At 46.9% G+C, this 15,320-nt stretch carries 19 protein-coding genes; 9 read left to right on the top strand and 10 right to left on the bottom strand.

Annotation, left to right across the window (positions count from 1 at the left end; genetic code table 11):
• Nucleotides 1-241 (bottom strand): hypothetical protein (locus HQK80_11595; protein ID MBF0222851.1); only part of this gene is annotated, 241 nt, incomplete at its 3' end.
• Between the two features lie 145 nt (nucleotides 242-386).
• A complete protein-coding gene (locus HQK80_11590; GenBank protein MBF0222850.1) occupies nucleotides 387-1,322 on the bottom strand; it encodes a 1-phosphofructokinase family hexose kinase in 936 nt (311 codons plus the stop codon).
• 39 nt (nucleotides 1,323-1,361) lie between these two features.
• Here HQK80_11590 and HQK80_11585 point away from each other — a divergent pair, with 39 nt between their 5' ends.
• A complete protein-coding gene (locus HQK80_11585; protein ID MBF0222849.1) occupies nucleotides 1,362-1,712 on the top strand; it encodes a hypothetical protein in 351 nt (116 codons plus the stop codon).
• Here the strand turns inward: HQK80_11585 and HQK80_11580 are convergent.
• The 4 genes from HQK80_11580 to HQK80_11565 form a co-directional block, all read right to left on the bottom strand.
• Entirely contained in the window at nucleotides 1,709-2,116 is a 408-nt protein-coding gene (locus HQK80_11580) for a hypothetical protein (protein ID MBF0222848.1), read from the bottom strand. The genes HQK80_11585 and HQK80_11580 overlap by 4 nt on opposite strands.
• A gap of 66 nt (nucleotides 2,117-2,182) precedes the next feature.
• Nucleotides 2,183-2,791 carry an ABC transporter substrate-binding protein gene (locus HQK80_11575; protein MBF0222847.1) on the bottom strand — a complete coding sequence of 203 codons (609 nt, stop codon included), beginning with the start codon at nucleotides 2,789-2,791 and terminating at the stop codon, nucleotides 2,183-2,185.
• An 18-nt stretch (nucleotides 2,792-2,809) separates the two neighbouring features.
• Nucleotides 2,810-3,268: an MCE family protein gene (locus HQK80_11570; GenBank protein ID MBF0222846.1), complete on the bottom strand. Its 459-nt coding sequence runs from the start codon at nucleotides 3,266-3,268 to the stop codon at nucleotides 2,810-2,812.
• Between the two features lies 1 nt (nucleotide 3,269).
• The gene (locus HQK80_11565) at nucleotides 3,270-3,926 is read right to left on the bottom strand and encodes a diguanylate cyclase (protein ID MBF0222845.1); all 657 of its coding nucleotides are present in this window, start codon (nucleotides 3,924-3,926) and stop codon (nucleotides 3,270-3,272) included.
• On the opposite strand from HQK80_11565, the gene HQK80_11560 reads away from it, so the two are divergent.
• From HQK80_11560 to HQK80_11550, 3 genes are all read left to right on the top strand, one after another.
• Entirely contained in the window at nucleotides 3,858-4,076 is a 219-nt protein-coding gene (locus tag HQK80_11560; protein MBF0222844.1) for an FAD-dependent oxidoreductase, read from the top strand. The two genes, HQK80_11565 and HQK80_11560, sit on opposite strands and share 69 nt — an antisense overlap.
• Before the next feature lie 222 nt (nucleotides 4,077-4,298).
• Entirely contained in the window at nucleotides 4,299-4,649 is a 351-nt protein-coding gene (locus tag HQK80_11555; GenBank protein MBF0222843.1) for an antibiotic biosynthesis monooxygenase, read from the top strand.
• Nucleotides 4,650-4,768: 119 nt separating this feature from the next.
• Nucleotides 4,769-5,224, top strand: a complete 456-nt coding sequence (locus HQK80_11550) for a universal stress protein (GenBank protein ID MBF0222842.1) — start codon at nucleotides 4,769-4,771, stop codon at nucleotides 5,222-5,224.
• A 33-nt stretch (nucleotides 5,225-5,257) separates the two neighbouring features.
• Here HQK80_11550 and HQK80_11545 read toward each other — a convergent pair whose 3' ends face one another.
• Both HQK80_11545 and HQK80_11540 read right to left on the bottom strand, forming a co-directional pair.
• Entirely contained in the window at nucleotides 5,258-5,812 is a 555-nt protein-coding gene (locus HQK80_11545) for a response regulator (GenBank protein ID MBF0222841.1), read from the bottom strand.
• Between the two features lie 44 nt (nucleotides 5,813-5,856).
• Nucleotides 5,857-7,671 carry a GAF domain-containing sensor histidine kinase gene (locus HQK80_11540; protein ID MBF0222840.1) on the bottom strand — a complete coding sequence of 605 codons (1,815 nt, stop codon included), beginning with the start codon at nucleotides 7,669-7,671 and terminating at the stop codon, nucleotides 5,857-5,859.
• A gap of 409 nt (nucleotides 7,672-8,080) precedes the next feature.
• Between HQK80_11540 and nifE the strand changes: the two genes are divergently transcribed.
• From nifE to HQK80_11515, 5 genes are all read left to right on the top strand, one after another.
• Nucleotides 8,081-9,451, top strand: coding sequence for a nitrogenase iron-molybdenum cofactor biosynthesis protein NifE (gene nifE, locus HQK80_11535; protein MBF0222839.1), 1,371 nt, complete (start codon nucleotides 8,081-8,083; stop codon nucleotides 9,449-9,451).
• On the top strand, nucleotides 9,444-10,814 hold the full coding sequence (locus tag HQK80_11530) for a nitrogenase (GenBank protein MBF0222838.1): 1,371 nt from the start codon (nucleotides 9,444-9,446) through the stop codon (nucleotides 10,812-10,814). The genes nifE and HQK80_11530 overlap by 8 nt, the downstream gene beginning before the upstream one ends.
• A gap of 50 nt (nucleotides 10,815-10,864) precedes the next feature.
• Entirely contained in the window at nucleotides 10,865-12,145 is a 1,281-nt protein-coding gene (gene nifB, locus HQK80_11525; GenBank protein MBF0222837.1) for a nitrogenase cofactor biosynthesis protein NifB, read from the top strand.
• A gap of 53 nt (nucleotides 12,146-12,198) precedes the next feature.
• The gene (locus HQK80_11520) at nucleotides 12,199-13,323 is read left to right on the top strand and encodes a pyruvate carboxyltransferase (GenBank protein MBF0222836.1); all 1,125 of its coding nucleotides are present in this window, start codon (nucleotides 12,199-12,201) and stop codon (nucleotides 13,321-13,323) included.
• 101 nt (nucleotides 13,324-13,424) lie between these two features.
• A complete protein-coding gene (locus HQK80_11515; protein MBF0222835.1) occupies nucleotides 13,425-13,724 on the top strand; it encodes a DUF1778 domain-containing protein in 300 nt (99 codons plus the stop codon).
• 112 nt (nucleotides 13,725-13,836) lie between these two features.
• Here HQK80_11515 and HQK80_11510 read toward each other — a convergent pair whose 3' ends face one another.
• Together HQK80_11510 and HQK80_11505 are read right to left on the bottom strand one after the other, a co-directional pair.
• Complete coding sequence (locus HQK80_11510; GenBank protein MBF0222834.1) at nucleotides 13,837-14,901, bottom strand: PstS family phosphate ABC transporter substrate-binding protein; 1,065 nt, start codon at nucleotides 14,899-14,901, stop codon at nucleotides 13,837-13,839.
• A gap of 152 nt (nucleotides 14,902-15,053) precedes the next feature.
• Nucleotides 15,054-15,320, bottom strand: a 267-nt coding sequence (locus HQK80_11505) for a phosphate ABC transporter ATP-binding protein (GenBank protein ID MBF0222833.1), incomplete at its 5' end; no start/stop codon positions are given.

Below are 15,320 nucleotides of genomic sequence, written 5' to 3'. Positions count from 1 at the left end.
AGCCAACTGCATAGCGGCTGGTGTTCCGCCAGGGCCTCCTCCAATAACGATAACTTATTTTCCCGATTAGCGATGACTGCTTTCCGTCGGCATAAAGTTCCACCCGAACCGCCTTGGGGTCGGGGCCATTGAGATAGACCTGAACCTCATACACATGCTGATCATCTTTGGTCTCCACCTTCATTTCGCCGAAACGCAGCGCGGTCCATTTTTGTTCCAGTGCTTGGCGCCAATCGACCACCTGCCTGCCCACGGCGCCTTTATCGGCAGCGCGCTCACGATAGGCTGACGCGGCCGGGAGGTAGTGTTGCTCGGTGTATTCGCGCTCATGTGTTCTCCTCCTTTAGATTAAGCGCCTGTGTGAAGACCCCGCTGATGCTTGTTCTTCAAGTCCCTTTAATAATACTCTCATATAACCTCTCGGCATCCTCTCTCCGGCACAATTCCGTTCCCGGCGTCATGACGGCTGCGGCGCCGGCGGCCACGCCAAAAAGGACAGACTCTCTGGGCGACCTGCCACGGGCAAGACTCAGGACGATACCGGCCACCATGCTGTCTCCGGCACCCACCTTGCTGACAATCGGCACGGTCGGCGGCAGGATGCGTTCGGTGACCTGCTCCGAAACCATCAAGGCGCCTGCCGCACCAAGGGAAATGACCAGTAATTCGCACCGGCCGCTCTCAATCATTTTCCGGGCTTCCGCTTTGATCTGTGCTTCCTCTTTGATATCCTTTCCAACCAGGTCCCTAAATTCACGGACATTGGGTTTGATCAGATACACGCCTTCCATGAGTGCCTTTTTCAGGGCTTCCCCCGAAACGTCGATGATAACTTTTGCGCCCCTTTCCTTCCCGATGCACGCCACCAGTGCATAAAAGTCAGCGGGCACGCCTGGCGGAAGACTTCCGCTGGCCACCAGATAATCAGGTGCCGGGTCCACGTTCGACAAGGCCGTCAGGAATTGTTTCCATTCCTGTTCTTGAAACTCGGGTCCCGGCATTCCAAAACGATACTGCCGGCCGGTGGATTCCTCCATCACAACCAGGCTCTCCCGGATCAATCCCTCAATGGCAATGGGCCGATGGTTCAGTCCATCCCGGTCCAGGAGTCTTTGAAGCATCTTTCCCGTCAGGCCGCCCATGGGATAAAAAAGCAGGGATTCGCCCCCCAGTTTCTTAATGGCCCGAGAGACATTCACACCACCCCCTCCGGGCTCAAAACGAGGGGGTTTGCAGTACAGCTTTTGCTCGGCCGTGACATGCGCGACACTTGAACTCTTGTCGATCGCCGGATTTACCGTAATTGTCACGATGGTTTTCATGAATGGCTCTCCCTCAATCGCTTTGTAAGACCAACGTGAATGATGCTTTCTCTTAAAATATATTGGATCATATTTATTTTCCCGCTTAGCGATGACGCCTTTCCGTTTTTACGTGGCGGAGCAGTAGTGGACGCCCGAACAAAATGTCTTCTGTTGGGTCTCGATATCCTGGTAATCGTGGGTCAACAGTTGAAAGCCCTCGTAGGCCATGAAAACGGATGCCGCGCCAAACAGCGCTGCGCCGAGCCCGGCGTCCGGCACACCCCGCGAGAGCATCGGCGGACCCCACTGGGCAAGCCCCCAACCTGCCAGCCCCACAAGTACTGCCAGCTTGGACCACACGAGAAAAACTTCAACGCCGCCAGCCTCACCGACTCCCCGCAGGTTTAGCCCAATAAACAAAGCCATGATGGCAATGCCGGCAAGACGTGGAAACCAAGGCCCGAGACCCACAACATGTCCGAGGTACTGCTGAAGGTGAAAGCATATACCGCATTTGTGAGCACGTACCCAACGATAAGTACCCACGAGAGGCTGCCGGCTAATTCGTCTGCATTGATCTCTCGGAGAAAAGTGAACGCTCCGCCCCCTTCGCCGTAATGCGTGGCGAGTTTCACATAGCTATATCCTGCTGCCAGCGCGATGAGCCCTGCGGCTGCGAAACTGAGCCATGCCCATGCACCAGCGATTCCGACAACTACACCGAGTGTCAAGAAGATACCACCGTCGACCATACCGCCCACGGCCATCGACCATGTCACGTTGAAGCCGAGCTTTGATTTGGGCTGATTCATATGCAAGGCCATTCATCTGTTAAAGTTGTATCGGGCAGGTCAGGGGCCTCTCGGCCCCATTCCCCCCTAAGAACCCTGCGTGTCAGTTACCTTTGATTTCAGACTGCTTAATAACTCCTGGATTGTACCTCCCCGAAGAAATCCGTTGAACTGAGCCCGATAATTACTCACCAGGCTGACGCCTTCTATCGAGACATCGTAAATTCTCCACTCCCCCTCCTTTTTAAGAAGCCGGTAGTTGAGGTCATATAGCTGTCCTTTTGATTCAATGGTAGTCAAAACCTCGGCATTTTCAGGCGTAAAAAAAACTTCTCTATGATACTGGATGAACTCATTATCATAACTTTCGATTTTCTTTAAATAGGCCCGACCGAGTAATTTCCGGAACAGTTCGACAAATTCGGCCTTTTCCTCATCATTCATAGCCAGCCAGTTCCTGCTTAAGGACTTCTGAGAAAGGGTGTTAAAATCAAAGATTGTATCGACCTGTGACCAGAGCTTCTCTCTGGTTGCCGTATCTTCTAAAGTCTGGTTTTTTTTCGCTTCAATAACAATGGTGATGATGGCATCGACTTTTTCCCTTACCCTCTCCAGAGGCGACTGGGCAAAGGCGCTATGGGCGGTAAGCAGGAAGAAAAAGCCAAGCAGCAGGCTGTTTGTAAATGGATATCTCATGGTGTTCTCCTTATGGTCTTATTTGTTTTCTTTGATAGAGCCAAAGGCAAATTTGCCGATCAGCTCACCAAGGTCCACCGGCGACACGGTGTCAATGATGTACTCACCATTCGTCAGTAGTTTTTCGGCGCCGCCAGGGTCAATACTGACAAACCGATCACCGATGAGTCCCGCTGTTTTGATTCCGGCGATTGCATCGGCAAAGATCGTGATCTTTTTGTCAATTTTTAAGCCGGCTACCGCCATCTGGTTTTTCTGGTCAAGGGAGAACGAGGTAACCTCCCCGATGGCGATGCCATGCATCTCAATGGGATTGCCGACTCGAAGGCCGTTAACTGTCTGGAATTTGGCATAGAGCAGGTAACTGTCATTGGTGAAAAGATCGAGATGGCCCAATTTAATGCTCATGTAACTGATTAAAATAAGTCCGATCAGAATGAATAATCCTGCCACGCTCTCTTGAATGTTTTTTTTCATCTCAACCACCGTATAAGTTTATGGAAACGACTTCTTTCTGGTTTTTCAGCGCCTCAATGACAACATCGTTTAATTGATCGTGACGCGGTAATCCTTCACCAACACCGGCAAGAATGCTGACAACACATTTTTCCAGGGGGATTCGCCCTGCGACCAGCGGCGTCTTTTCGAGAGCTTCACGCAGCCAATTAACAAAATCAGCGACCAGCTTTGCTGCCTCTGTCCGATCAGAAAAGGGAAGGAAGGTAATAAAAACATTTCTTTTCTGGCGGGTGGAAAAGGCGCCCACATCGTTAAAGTATTCATTGAGGTAATCCCCGAACTTCTTCAGGATTTTCTGGCCGACCCCATGGCCGGCGGTTCTGCACAAAACGGTAAAATCCGCCAGGGTGAAGACGGCAATAACATAATTTTGGTCCGGAGATTTTCGATTTAAGGTCTTCTGGTATCTGCTTTTAAAGGTGCGAAGCGAGTAGAGGCCGGTAAGATTTTCACGAAAGGCGAGCAGACTGTTGGTGAACTCTTCAACAAAAGGATGCTCAAAATCGTCAAACGCTTCCGGTGATCCCTGGAAAACAATCTGCCCTTCATGGAGGACAAGAATCTTGTTGGAGGAGGCCCTGGCGGAACACCAGCCGCTATGCAGTTGGCTTCTCAAGGCAAATCCGTTTTATTGGTTGAAGAATCAGGAAAACTTGGCGGCGCGTGTCTGTTTGTTGGTTGCATCCCGTCAAAAATTATCGGGCATTGGTCTGATGAATTTACGACAGAACGTAAATATTTGGGTAAGGAAAAGTACAGGAAATAAATAAATCAGATGGACATTTTAACGTGATTTTTACCGACGCCGATGGCACCGAACACAAAGAAATTTTTGAATCACAGACCTCACCCTCAATATTATGCGGGGGTTATCAGATATTGAGGGCATTAACAACTCCATTCCCGCACTCACCTGTCTTCATCTGCACTCTATCAACCTGTTACTATTAGACTTTTCACATATTAGCGTCCAGGTGTAGCTGTCGGCATGCCCCTTGCTTTAGCAGAGGGTATGACTCTGGTTACTATGCACATGAAGGTCTCTGCTGAGAAACGTATGGAATTTACCCAGACGATCATCTCGCTTATCAACTCAATCCGCAAGGAGAAAGGCTGTCGTCGATGTGACTTTTTCCAAGGGTTGGATGATGCATATAGCCTTTGCCTGATTGAAGAATGGGTTAGCAAAAATGCCTATGAAACACATCGCCAGTCTGATTTTTTCAGGGTTCTGCGCGGGGCTATGACTCTTCTTGAAGAGCCTTGCCAAATCGAGACATACAGTAGTGTGGTACCAGTTGAAAAAAAAGAGATCGACCGTTTACAGAGATGTGAATAAAGGCCCTGCTTTCGGGACTCATAGAGTCTGGTCGGTTTATTGAGGGCAGTTTGGTCATTGCAGGCAAGAGAGTTCTCGAAACATTGAGGGCAAAGAAACAACTCAGCATGAGGTTAGTTATGAACGAATATAAGCGTATTCTTGTGGTCAGCCGAATGATCCAGTCATGCAAAAAAGCGATCCAGGTCGGGGTCTCGGTAGCGCAACATTATAATGCAAAGCTCTACGTCTTTCACTCCACCTATAATCTCTTCGGGATGAAAGGCTGGAACCTGGGAACTCCGTCAATTGAAGTAGAGTATCAGAAAGATCTTTTGCAGACTAAGGATAAACTCTCAAAGCTTATCGAGGCCGTGAGAGGCAACGGGATGACGATCACAGAATTGGTTCGAGAATCAGAGCCGACCGAGGAGATATTGAAAATCATTGATGAAGAAAAAATTGACCTACTCGTCCTGCTTGCCCATGAAGAAGGCTTTTTGGAGGATCTTTTTTTCCAGCGTAGCAATGATGAACTGGTCAGAAAGATGCCGTGCTCAATCATGCTGGTCAAAAATGAACCAGGACAGGCCTAGAAATAGTTACAAGTCATTGGTATGGTGTTGACATCAAATATTTTCCTTGGCTTCCACATAACATTGGGGACAGTAGCTATGTGATACCTGGGCCTCCGTCCTCTGACTAATAAATTGAGCCATTTTCATCCATTCCCCCTTGCCAGGCTCAACTCCCGTATCGTCCCTGATCAAACCGCAGACGCAGCATAACGGCAAAATTCCCCGCAAGGTTTTCAGCTCAATATGCGTCTTCACGCGTGCACATAACTCGACCCCATTAAATGGTTTTGTAACATAATCAACACCACCAAGCTCAAACCCCTTTACAAGGTTTTCCGTTTTAGATTTAGCTGTCAAAAAGATGATAGGGATGTGCTTGGTGGCCAGATCAGCTTTCAGTATTTTACAGACTTCATAGCCGTCCATTTCCGGCATTATTATGTCAAGAATGATGAGATCAATATGCTGGGCAGCACATATTTTCAAAGCATCAAATCCGTTAGTCGCTGTAAAAACCACGTAGTCTTTAGCCAAAAGCTCTTCAACAAGCTTAAGGTTAACGGGATGGTCGTCTACAGCTAAAATTTTTCGCTTTTCGTAGTTCATATTTCAGCTTCCTTCTTGGCAATCACCTGATTTAATTAAAGCACTCAGGATGATTTTTTATTATGGAGGGGAAAACAGACCAGTATCCTGGTGGAATTTTCACCGGTGGTAATATCAATCTTACCATGATTATTTTGAATGAAACGTGAAATAATGTTGAGCCCTCGGCCACCGACCTGGCCCTTCCTCACAAGATCAATCTGATCCTGCGGTATCTCACCTGAATTTAGCACCTCCAAACAGGCCATCTCATTTTCCCTGAAGCAGCGCATCCCGATATAACCGCCTTCCTTGGGAATAGCCTTAGTTGCATTATTCAAAAGGTTATCGATAGTTCGATCAAGACCATACCTTGGGCACAAAACAATGAGCTCTTCCTCCACCACCGGTGGCTGCACAGTTATATAGGCATATCTGAACTCTTTGATGGCGGCTTCGTTAAGAAAGTATCGTTCCAACACGACTTTTCCCAGGTCAATCTCCTCTCCTCGTCCCTCACCCGTCATGGTAAGCGCTAAGTCCTGGAGCCTTGTTGTTTCCTTAACCACATAATCCTGATAGAAAATAAGCTTATCACGGACGACGTTCAGGTCATCACTATCAAGAAGCTTACGACTGCGCATTGCAAGACCAGCAACAGCAACGGCCGGGTTTTTAAAATCGTGAAGCATATCACCCAAAAATTCCAACCTGGAAGTCTTCATCGTCTCCTTGCCAAAATAGGTCAGAAGTTCAATTTCATCTTCACTGAAATAATGTTTGTGCTGTGTTGCGAAAAAACAAAGGATATGTCGGGTAACAGTTGCTATCCGGAGAGGAACAAGCAGGATCGAGTGTATCTGGTTTTCAGCGGCAAACTCACGAAGTTTAGCACCTACAAGAACACTTTCAAGCGGATCTTTGATCAGAACATAGGCGGGAGTAATTCTTTCATGGGGCATATCGGCGGACTCTTTCGAGCCATGCACAGCGGCCCACAAATAATCATGATGATCCAGGGTAAATAGATGCCCTGACTCGTGGTATCTGCGGCTTGGTGGATATGTCGATTCCAGACGAAAATACTTCTGGTCATCTGAAAGAGAGTACAGAGAACAGCTATAAATATGGAGGATTTTATCAAGTTCAGGGATCATCAGATTGAAAAAATCCTTGAGCTTGATTCCTTCCCGATTACTCAGCTTGATAAAAATTTTATCGGAAATCTCTTCCTTCTTGTCATTCTGGGCCTTTAAATCAAGTATCTTCTTCTTGGCCAACACATAACTGACCCGGCGGGCAAGCATTTCAGCCCGAACTATCTCCTGCTTGCTGAACGAGCGGTTGTCTTCTTTGTAATAAATCTGTAGAGAACCGAGAACACCTTCACTGATTCCAACAAAACTCGGCATCTGCAGGGGCACAGCAATCAAGGAGTGAAAACCCTTCTGGTCGACAATTTTTTTTACCCTGAAGAGCGGGTTATTCATAATACTTGAAACAATGATGCTTCTATTCTCCTCCACAACCTTACCGGCAATAGACCCTTTTACCGGAATAGTAGCTGACCGATCACTGTCCTCTATGCCGTAAGCGCCAAAAGAATGCATTTTGAATGATACCGGATCAAAAAGGCGGATGGAGGCGGCCTCGGCCTTGAGGTTTTTAGCAATTTTTTCAGCCGCGACCTCAAGGATTTCTATCTTTTTCAGGTTAGGGTCAATGGCCAGGATCTCTTCAGATTCAAGGATAACGGACGATAAAACCTCAAAAAGATAGTCTTCGATACATTGATCGAGCTCGGCTCGTTGGGAAGAAGATATAGGAAGGCTGCTGAAAAACTCTTTATCAGCCAAATATTCACTCAGTTTACTTATCATAAAGTCACTCGATATCCCCTAGTGTTGAAGTTGTCACAAAGACTGTTCATTCTCTTGCCATACTACTGCCACGACAGGGAAACTATTACTACCATAATTTTAGCAGGTAACATCTTTTCACCAAAGTTTTTTTTATGCAGTAAACCAAGCCACCAAACTCCCGTTACATTTCAGTAATCCTCAGCAGACAATAACACCATCTTCATCTCCGACAAAATTGTAACCCTCTCTTCATTTTTGTTTGATTTCAGACAACAGCTGACGCGAATAAAATCAAACTGCAGCACCGAACCACACAACCTATCTACCTGTAATAACATAGCTTATCAGATAAAATCCTATTTGGCACAGCTGTTGCTTTAATGCCCTTCAACAGCATTAACCACAATAAAACGTAACCGAGACTATTATGCAATCAGCCCTGCTTACAGAAAGAAAAGATCAGGTAATTCGCAACGACAAAACGACAGCTGTCGACATAACCTGCGACAAAGATTCTGCCGCTGGTGCAATCAGCCAGCGAGCCTGCGTTTTTTGCGGATCTCGTGTCGTACTTTATCCAATCGCCGATGCCGTTCATCTGGTGCATGGGCCTATCGGCTGCGCTGTATACACCTGGGATATCAGAGGGGCCTTATCGTCAGGCCCTGAACTGCACCGCCTTAGTTTTTCAACGGATATACAGGAGATCGATGTCATCTTTGGTGGAGAAAAAAAATTATACAATGCCCTGATTGAATTGATTGAGCGCCATAAACCGAAAGCGGCCTTTGTCTATTCGACCTGCATTGTCGGCATCATTGGTGACGACCTGGAATCTGTCTGCAAAAAAGTTACAAAAGAAACCGGAATCACCGCCATCCCTGTGCAGTCTGAAGGTTTCAAAGGCAACAAGCGTGCCGGCTACATAGCCGCCTGTAATGCAATGGCTCGATTAGTCGGCACTGGTGATACCAGCAATATCCCACCTAAAAGTATCAACATCCTTGGTGATTTCAACTTAGCGGGCGAGATCTGGATGATCCGCAAATTATATGAAAAAATCGGTATCACGGTAGTCGCCAACATCACCGGCGACGGTCGAGTCGATGACATTCGTCGTTGTCATGGCGCCTCATTAAATGTCGTGCAATGTTCCGGTGCAACCATGCACTTAGCCAATATGATGAAAAAGGAGTACGGCATTCCATCCATCCGCGTATCCTACTTCGGCATCGAAGACATGGCTGACTCAATCTATGCAGTAGCTGATTATTTCAAAGACGAAGAGATGAAAAAAAAGGCCCAGGAGGTTATCCGTCAGGAGTTGGCTGAGGTCTATCCAAAACTTCAGGAGTACAAGAAAGCCCTGCACGGGAAAAAAGCAGCTATTTATGTCGGCGGTGCCTTCAAAGCCTTTTCCCTGGTCAAGGCCTTCAGATTACTTGGCATGGATGTCGTTATGGTCGGCTCGCAAACAGGAACTGAATCAGAGTATCGAGAACTACAGGAGATTACCGATGAAGGAACAATTATCGCTGACGACTCGAACCCGCTGGAACTTTCCTCGTTTCTGAAGGAAAAGGACGTTGACATTTTTGTGGGTGGCGTAAATGAGAGGCCCATTGCCTACAAACTAGGTGTTGCTTTTTGTGATCATAACCATGAACGCAAAGAAGCACTGGCAGGCTTTACAGGTATGCTTAATTTCGCCCAGGAAGTTTACAGCTCAGTGTTAAGCCCTGTGTGGAAATTCATGCCTCGAAAGGCAACAACGCAACTGGAGCAGAGTAATGACTAAAATGCCCAAACCTAATTACATATCAACCACCAACGCCTGCAAACTCTGTAAACCAATGGGAGCGACGCTGGCCTTTCGCGGAATCGAAGGGGCCATGCCTTTTCTGCACGGATCTCAGGGCTGCGCCACCTACATGCGCCGCTACATCATCAGTCACTTTAACGAACCCATGGACATTGCCTCATCATCCCTTGGCGAAAAGAATGCGGTTTTCGGCGGCGGTCCTAACCTGAAAGAAGGGTTAAAGAACGTCACTGAAAAATTCAACCCGCAGCTTATTGGCATCGCCACCACCTGCCTGACTGAAACCATTGGCGATGATGTGCCCATGATCTTACACCAGTATCAAAGCTCATCAAAAACTGGTTGTAAACAGCCAATGCTTGTCGCCGTTTCAACGCCATCTTACAGCGGCACACACATGGAAGGCTTCCATGCAACGGTGCGCGCCACCATCAATGCTGTCACGGAAGAAACTGTAGACACAGAACCATGTTCAATAAATATTCTGCCAGGATTTGTCTCCCCAGCCGACATCAGGCACTTAAAAGAGATTGCCAGCGACTGGAATATCAAGGCCACCATATTGCCGGACATCTCGGAAACACTGGACGGCCCAGCTCTGGCCGAATGCGAACTGATACCCCATGGCGGCACGCCCATCGAAAGCATCAAAAAAATGGGGTCGGCTACTGCAACCGTGGAGTTTGGCAGATCGGTAGCAGATGAAAACTCAGGGGCACTTCTGTTGTCAGAGAAACACTCAGTACCATGCCATAGGCTGGGGGTACCTATCGGACTTCGCGAAACAGATGAATTTTTCTCTACACTGGAAGCGATAACAAAAACACCAAGGCCGACAAAATACAGTGAAGAAAGGGGCCGTCTGATTGATTCCTTTGCCGATGGCCATAAGTACGTTTTTGGAAAAAGGGCAATTGTCTACGGCGAAGAAGACCTGGTTATCGGAATAACTTCATTTCTTGCAGAGATCGGTATAAAGCCGGTTTTATGTGCCAGTGGCGGTAAGTCCGGCAACCTTAAAAAAGCTATCAACAGCGCTTGCGGTGATCTGCTTAAGGAAGAACCGGCGATATACGAAGGAACTGACTTCTACGATATTGAAGAGATGGCAGCAGGGCTTTCCCCAGATCTTCTTATCGGGCATAGCAAAGGCTACCAACTGTCACGTAAGCTTGATGTCCCCATAATCCGGGTTGGTTTTCCGATTCATGATCGGCTCGGCGGACAGCGCATTCTGCACTTAGGGTATCGCGGCGCCCAGTATCTTCTTGATTTGATTGCCAACGCGCTTCTCACCAAGAAACAAGATGATTCCCCTGTTGGCTACAGCTACATGTAACCAACTGAAAATAATATGTATTTCCATTAACAAAAGCCAAAGGGATAGAGATGAAAACACCTAAAGACTTAAGCAAACACCCTTGTTTTAACGTCAAAGTAAAAGGTCAATTTGGCCGAGTTCATATACCAGTAGCACCAAAATGCAACATCAAGTGCAATTACTGTGACCGGAAATACGACTGTGTGAATGAATCAAGACCAGGGGTAACCAGCAATATCCTCTCACCATCCCAGGCCCTTACCTATGTAAAAAAAGTCATCGAAAAAGAGCCGCGAATCACCGTAGTTGGCATTGCCGGCCCTGGCGACCCTTTTGCAAATGCCTCAGAAACTCTTGAGACGATGCGTTTAATCAGAAATGAGTTTCCGGACATGATTCTCTGCCTTTCAAGCAATGGCCTTGGTTTAGCCGATCATGTCGCTGAAATTGCAGAAATTGGCGTCTCTCATGTGACCGTGACGGTTAACACAGTTGACCCTGCTATCGGTCAAAAAATATACAGCTACGTACGTGACGGCAATGTTGTCTACCGTGGAATTCAAGCTGCAGAACTGCTTCTAGCACGGCAACTCAAGGCAATTGAACTGTTAAAAAAACACGATGTAACTGTGAAAATTAACACCATTATTATTCCAGGCATCAACGACAAGCATGTTATCGATGTGGCAAAAACCATGAAAAAGCTTGGCGTTGATCTGCTCAACTGCATGGCCATGTTTCCCAATGCCGGCACCCCCTTTGCTGACATCATCGAACCGGATAAGAAAAAAATGGCAGAGATCAGAAATGCAGCTGAAAAATATTTACCACAGATGCGCCACTGCAAACGCTGTCGAGCCGATGCCGTTGGTCTCCTGGGAGAAGACAAAAGTTCTGAAATGGCAGGCTGCCTCTCGGCTTGTGCCCAGCTGCCCAAAGAGATAGCACCAGAAAAACAATATGTTGCAGTGGCAACCAAGGAAGGTGTCTTAATAAACCAGCACCTTGGTGAGGCTGAGACCCTGCAAATATGGCAAAAAACTGATTCCGGCTTTGAGATGAAAGAGGTACGCGAAACACCAAAAGCCGGCTGCGGCCCTCGCCGATGGCTCAACCTGGCACGGACCATTAATGACTGCAAGGCCTTGCTGGTCAACAGTTTAGGCGACAAACCCAAATCTGTTCTTGCACAATATGGCATCAAGCCAGTCCAGTCCAGCGGCTTTATCGAAATGGGTCTTGAGGTGATTTTCTCTAACGAGGAGGGTGCTATCGAAAAAATGAAAGGCCGTGAAATCTCCTGCACTGAAAAAACTGGCTGTGCCGGCAGTGGCGGCGGCTGCCTTTAGACTTTGAAGCCAGCCACTACCAATGAATATTTTGAGAACTTAGCGGGGTTGCGATGAAAGGATTAATTGACTCCACGTTACGGGAAGGCGCACAAGCGATCGGCATCAACTATAGCAAAGAACAAAAAGAAGCGATCTTGGTGGCAATCAGCAAACTGGGCATTGAGGAAATTGAAGTCGGCATCGCCACACCCTTAGATACTGATCTGCCTGAACTGTTCAAAATATGTCGACAAAAACTACCTAACACCATGACCTCCCTCTGGTCTCGATGTGTTGACACAGATATTATCTATGCCGCCGAATTGAACCCTGATGTCCTTTCTCTTTCAATTCCCGCATCAGATCTGCATATTGACAAGAAATTTAAAAAATCTAGAGACTGGGCTCTAAAGACACTGGCAAACAGCATAAATTTCGCTCACAACTCCGGTATCTCAAACATTTCTGTGGGATTTGAAGACGCCACGCGAGCCAACATCTCTTTCCTTAAAGAGTTGGTCCTCTGTGCTCAGCAGGCAGGCGCCTTCAGGATCAGAATTGCCGACACAGTCGGCATTGCAACACCGAGAGAAATTTCCACAATCGTAAATACCATTATTGAAACAACCCATCTTGAAGTTGGCGTGCACACTCATAACGATTTCGGCATGGCCACGGCAAATGCCATATCTGCTTTAGAAACTGGTGCAGATTGGGCAGATGTCTCAACTTTGGGAATTGGAGAGCGGGCCGGTTGCGCTCGCCTTGAGGAGGTAGCTGGTTTTCTGGCCCTGCAAAAAGGCCGCAGCTACCTCATTGAAGACCTGCCAAAACTAAGTCAACTGGTGTCGAACTTTACCAAAAAAAATATCGACAAAAACCAGCCCATTGTCGGAAGTGAGATTTTCTTCTGTGAAACCGGCCTTCATCTTCTTGGCCTTGAAGAGGACCCAAAAACCTACGAACCCTACCAACCAGAGCACGTCGGAGCAAAACGCCACTTGGTCTATGGAGGTAAAGTTGGCAGAAAAAACACAATAAATCGTCTGACTAAGCTAACCAAATCCATTCCAAAAATCGATATTGACCGTTTTTTTCATGATGTACGGAACAAGGCGTTAACACTTGGAAGGCCTCTTAACGATACAGAGTTTTTGTCAGCCAGTCAGAGCAATTATCTGCCGGCAAACCGCTAACTTTGCGACAACTACAGACATACTTATTGACGAAACCGTCGACACCTCTTACAAATGTACTGTACGGAATTCGTACAATTCCAATGTGGAGGGCAATGAAAATGGTAACCGCTCGGTTCGATATGAGGTTGGATGAAAGAATTAAAACAAAAGCAGAAAAAGCAAGGGCCTTGCTTGGGCTAAAGAGCCTCTCTGACTATGTCGCCAAACTGATTGATGCCGATGCATCCAGGGTGATTGCGGAACATGCAGGAATTACGCTTGCTGATGATGCTTTTGACCGTTTTGTCAATACAAGATACGGTTTTGATTTTTTGTGCCTCCACAACGGAAGAACCCGGATGTTCATCTCCATGAAAACAGTCGCGCAATTACCCTTCCAAAAAATTAGCTTGCGCTAAAGGTTTTTATCTATGTCCACATCTCAGCACCCTAGGTGGCTGTAAATAAAAACAGGCGGCAACCTCTGGGAGGATACCGCCTGTCATTCATACACGAATGGTCAAATAGATTTTATAAACCTTCCAACGTCTTCATGTCCTTAACGTCTTGAGCAACGGCTTTTCTTTCTTTAACCGGCATGGGTATTAACCCTTTATCGGAAAGATACCCTTCATTACCCCAGGCCGCTTCACTGGTGAATTCGCCAAGAAATTCATTAATACCGGGAATTACACCAGCATGGTCTTTTTTCACGTAGAAAAACAGTGACCGTGAAACCGTGTAACTGCCATCAGCAATAGCCTCAAAGGTTGGTTGGTTGCCGTCAATGGTAGAGCCCTGAATCTTATCTATATTCTGATCAAGAAAGCTGAAACCAAACACACCGAAGGCCTTTGGATTTGATTCTAATTTCTGGATAATAAGATTGTCGTTCTCTCCAGCTTCGATATAGGCCCCATCTTCCCTGACGGTGTGACAAATTCTCTTGTACGCTTTTTTGTCTGATTTATTTAATGCTTTAATCCAGGAAAATTGTTTGGCGCCACCTTCCATGGCCAGCTCAACAAAAGCGTCACGAGTACCAGAGGTTGGCGGAGGTCCGAGAACCTCTATCTTGACATCCGGCAGAGATGGGTTCACATCCTTCCAAGTTTTATACGGGTTGGGAATAACTTTTTCAGCACCGCTTGGGTCCGGAACATCTTTGGCAAGGGCTAGAAAGATCTCCTTGGTCGTAATTGTCATGGCAGGCGATTGTTTAGAATTTGCCAGAACAATTCCATCATAACCTATTTTTACCTCAACAATATTCTTCACACCATTCTCCTGACACTGATCAAATTCAGACTTCTTGATGCGCCGTGAGGCATTAGAGATGTCAGGATGCTGGACGCCAACCCCGGTACAAAAAAGCTTCATACCACCGCCGGTGCCGGTAGACTCGATCTTAGGGGTTTTAAAACGGCTGGACTTACCGAATTTTTCGGCAACAACCGTGGCAAATGGATAGACGGTTGACGACCCGACAATACTGATATAATCACGACTTGAAGCTAATGACGGGGTGCTGATGCCACTCAGCAAAAGAAGCGAGGCGGCGCCAAGTAAAACTGTTTTTGTTAATCTCTTTTTCATTGCTGTCTCCTAAATTTTAAAAAGTAAATTCTGACAATAATCAAACCGACAAGTGAGGCACTGATCACACTATGCCTCACGATTATTAAGATGGGGTTAAGAAAATATTATTTTTACGTTAACTTCAGTAACTTCTAAAATGAATTGGGAAATCAGCCAAAACGACCAGTGATATAATCCTCAGTCAACTCATGGCGGGGGGTGGTGAACAGTCTGTCTGTATAGCCAACCTCAATTAAATCACCAAGATGAAAATAGGCGGTTCGCTGTGACACTCGTGCTGCTTGCTGCATGTTATGCGTGACAATGACGATAGTGTACTGCTGGCGAAGCTCCGCAATAAGCTCCTCAATTTTAGCGGTAGCGATAGGATCAAGGGCGGAACAAGGCTCATCCATCAAAATGACCTCCGGTTCCAC

The organism is Desulfobulbaceae bacterium (assembly GCA_015231515.1).
In the GTDB taxonomy this organism is placed as follows: Bacteria; Desulfobacterota; Desulfobulbia; order Desulfobulbales; family VMSU01; genus JADGBM01.
The sequence above is the reverse complement of the archived record's forward strand: the minus strand, read 5'-3'. Positions and strand labels throughout refer to the sequence as shown.

Excerpts from the sequence above, each read along its gene's own strand:
- HQK80_11590 (MBF0222850.1), bottom strand. The coding sequence starts at position 1,322 with ATGAAAACCATCGTGACAATTACGGTAAATCCGGCGATCGACAAGAGT.
- HQK80_11570 (MBF0222846.1), bottom strand. The coding sequence starts at position 3,268 with ATGAAAAAAAACATTCAAGAGAGCGTGGCAGGATTATTCATTCTGATC.
- HQK80_11545 (MBF0222841.1), bottom strand. The coding sequence starts at position 5,812 with ATGAACTACGAAAAGCGAAAAATTTTAGCTGTAGACGACCATCCCGTT.
- HQK80_11540 (MBF0222840.1), bottom strand. The coding sequence starts at position 7,671 with ATGATAAGTAAACTGAGTGAATATTTGGCTGATAAAGAGTTTTTCAGC.
- HQK80_11510 (MBF0222834.1), bottom strand. The coding sequence starts at position 14,901 with ATGAAAAAGAGATTAACAAAAACAGTTTTACTTGGCGCCGCCTCGCTT.
- HQK80_11555 (MBF0222843.1), top strand. The coding sequence starts at position 4,299 with ATGCCCCTTGCTTTAGCAGAGGGTATGACTCTGGTTACTATGCACATG.
- nifB (MBF0222837.1), top strand. The coding sequence starts at position 10,865 with ATGAAAACACCTAAAGACTTAAGCAAACACCCTTGTTTTAACGTCAAA.
- HQK80_11575 (MBF0222847.1), bottom strand. The coding sequence starts at position 2,791 with ATGAGATATCCATTTACAAACAGCCTGCTGCTTGGCTTTTTCTTCCTG.
- HQK80_11580 (MBF0222848.1), bottom strand. The coding sequence starts at position 2,116 with ATGAATCAGCCCAAATCAAAGCTCGGCTTCAACGTGACATGGTCGATG.
- HQK80_11520 (MBF0222836.1), top strand. The coding sequence starts at position 12,199 with ATGAAAGGATTAATTGACTCCACGTTACGGGAAGGCGCACAAGCGATC.
- HQK80_11515 (MBF0222835.1), top strand. The coding sequence starts at position 13,425 with ATGGTAACCGCTCGGTTCGATATGAGGTTGGATGAAAGAATTAAAACA.
- HQK80_11530 (MBF0222838.1), top strand. The coding sequence starts at position 9,444 with ATGACTAAAATGCCCAAACCTAATTACATATCAACCACCAACGCCTGC.
- HQK80_11560 (MBF0222844.1), top strand. The coding sequence starts at position 3,858 with ATGGAGGACAAGAATCTTGTTGGAGGAGGCCCTGGCGGAACACCAGCC.
- HQK80_11585 (MBF0222849.1), top strand. The coding sequence starts at position 1,362 with ATGATGCTTTCTCTTAAAATATATTGGATCATATTTATTTTCCCGCTT.
- nifE (MBF0222839.1), top strand. The coding sequence starts at position 8,081 with ATGCAATCAGCCCTGCTTACAGAAAGAAAAGATCAGGTAATTCGCAAC.
- HQK80_11550 (MBF0222842.1), top strand. The coding sequence starts at position 4,769 with ATGAACGAATATAAGCGTATTCTTGTGGTCAGCCGAATGATCCAGTCA.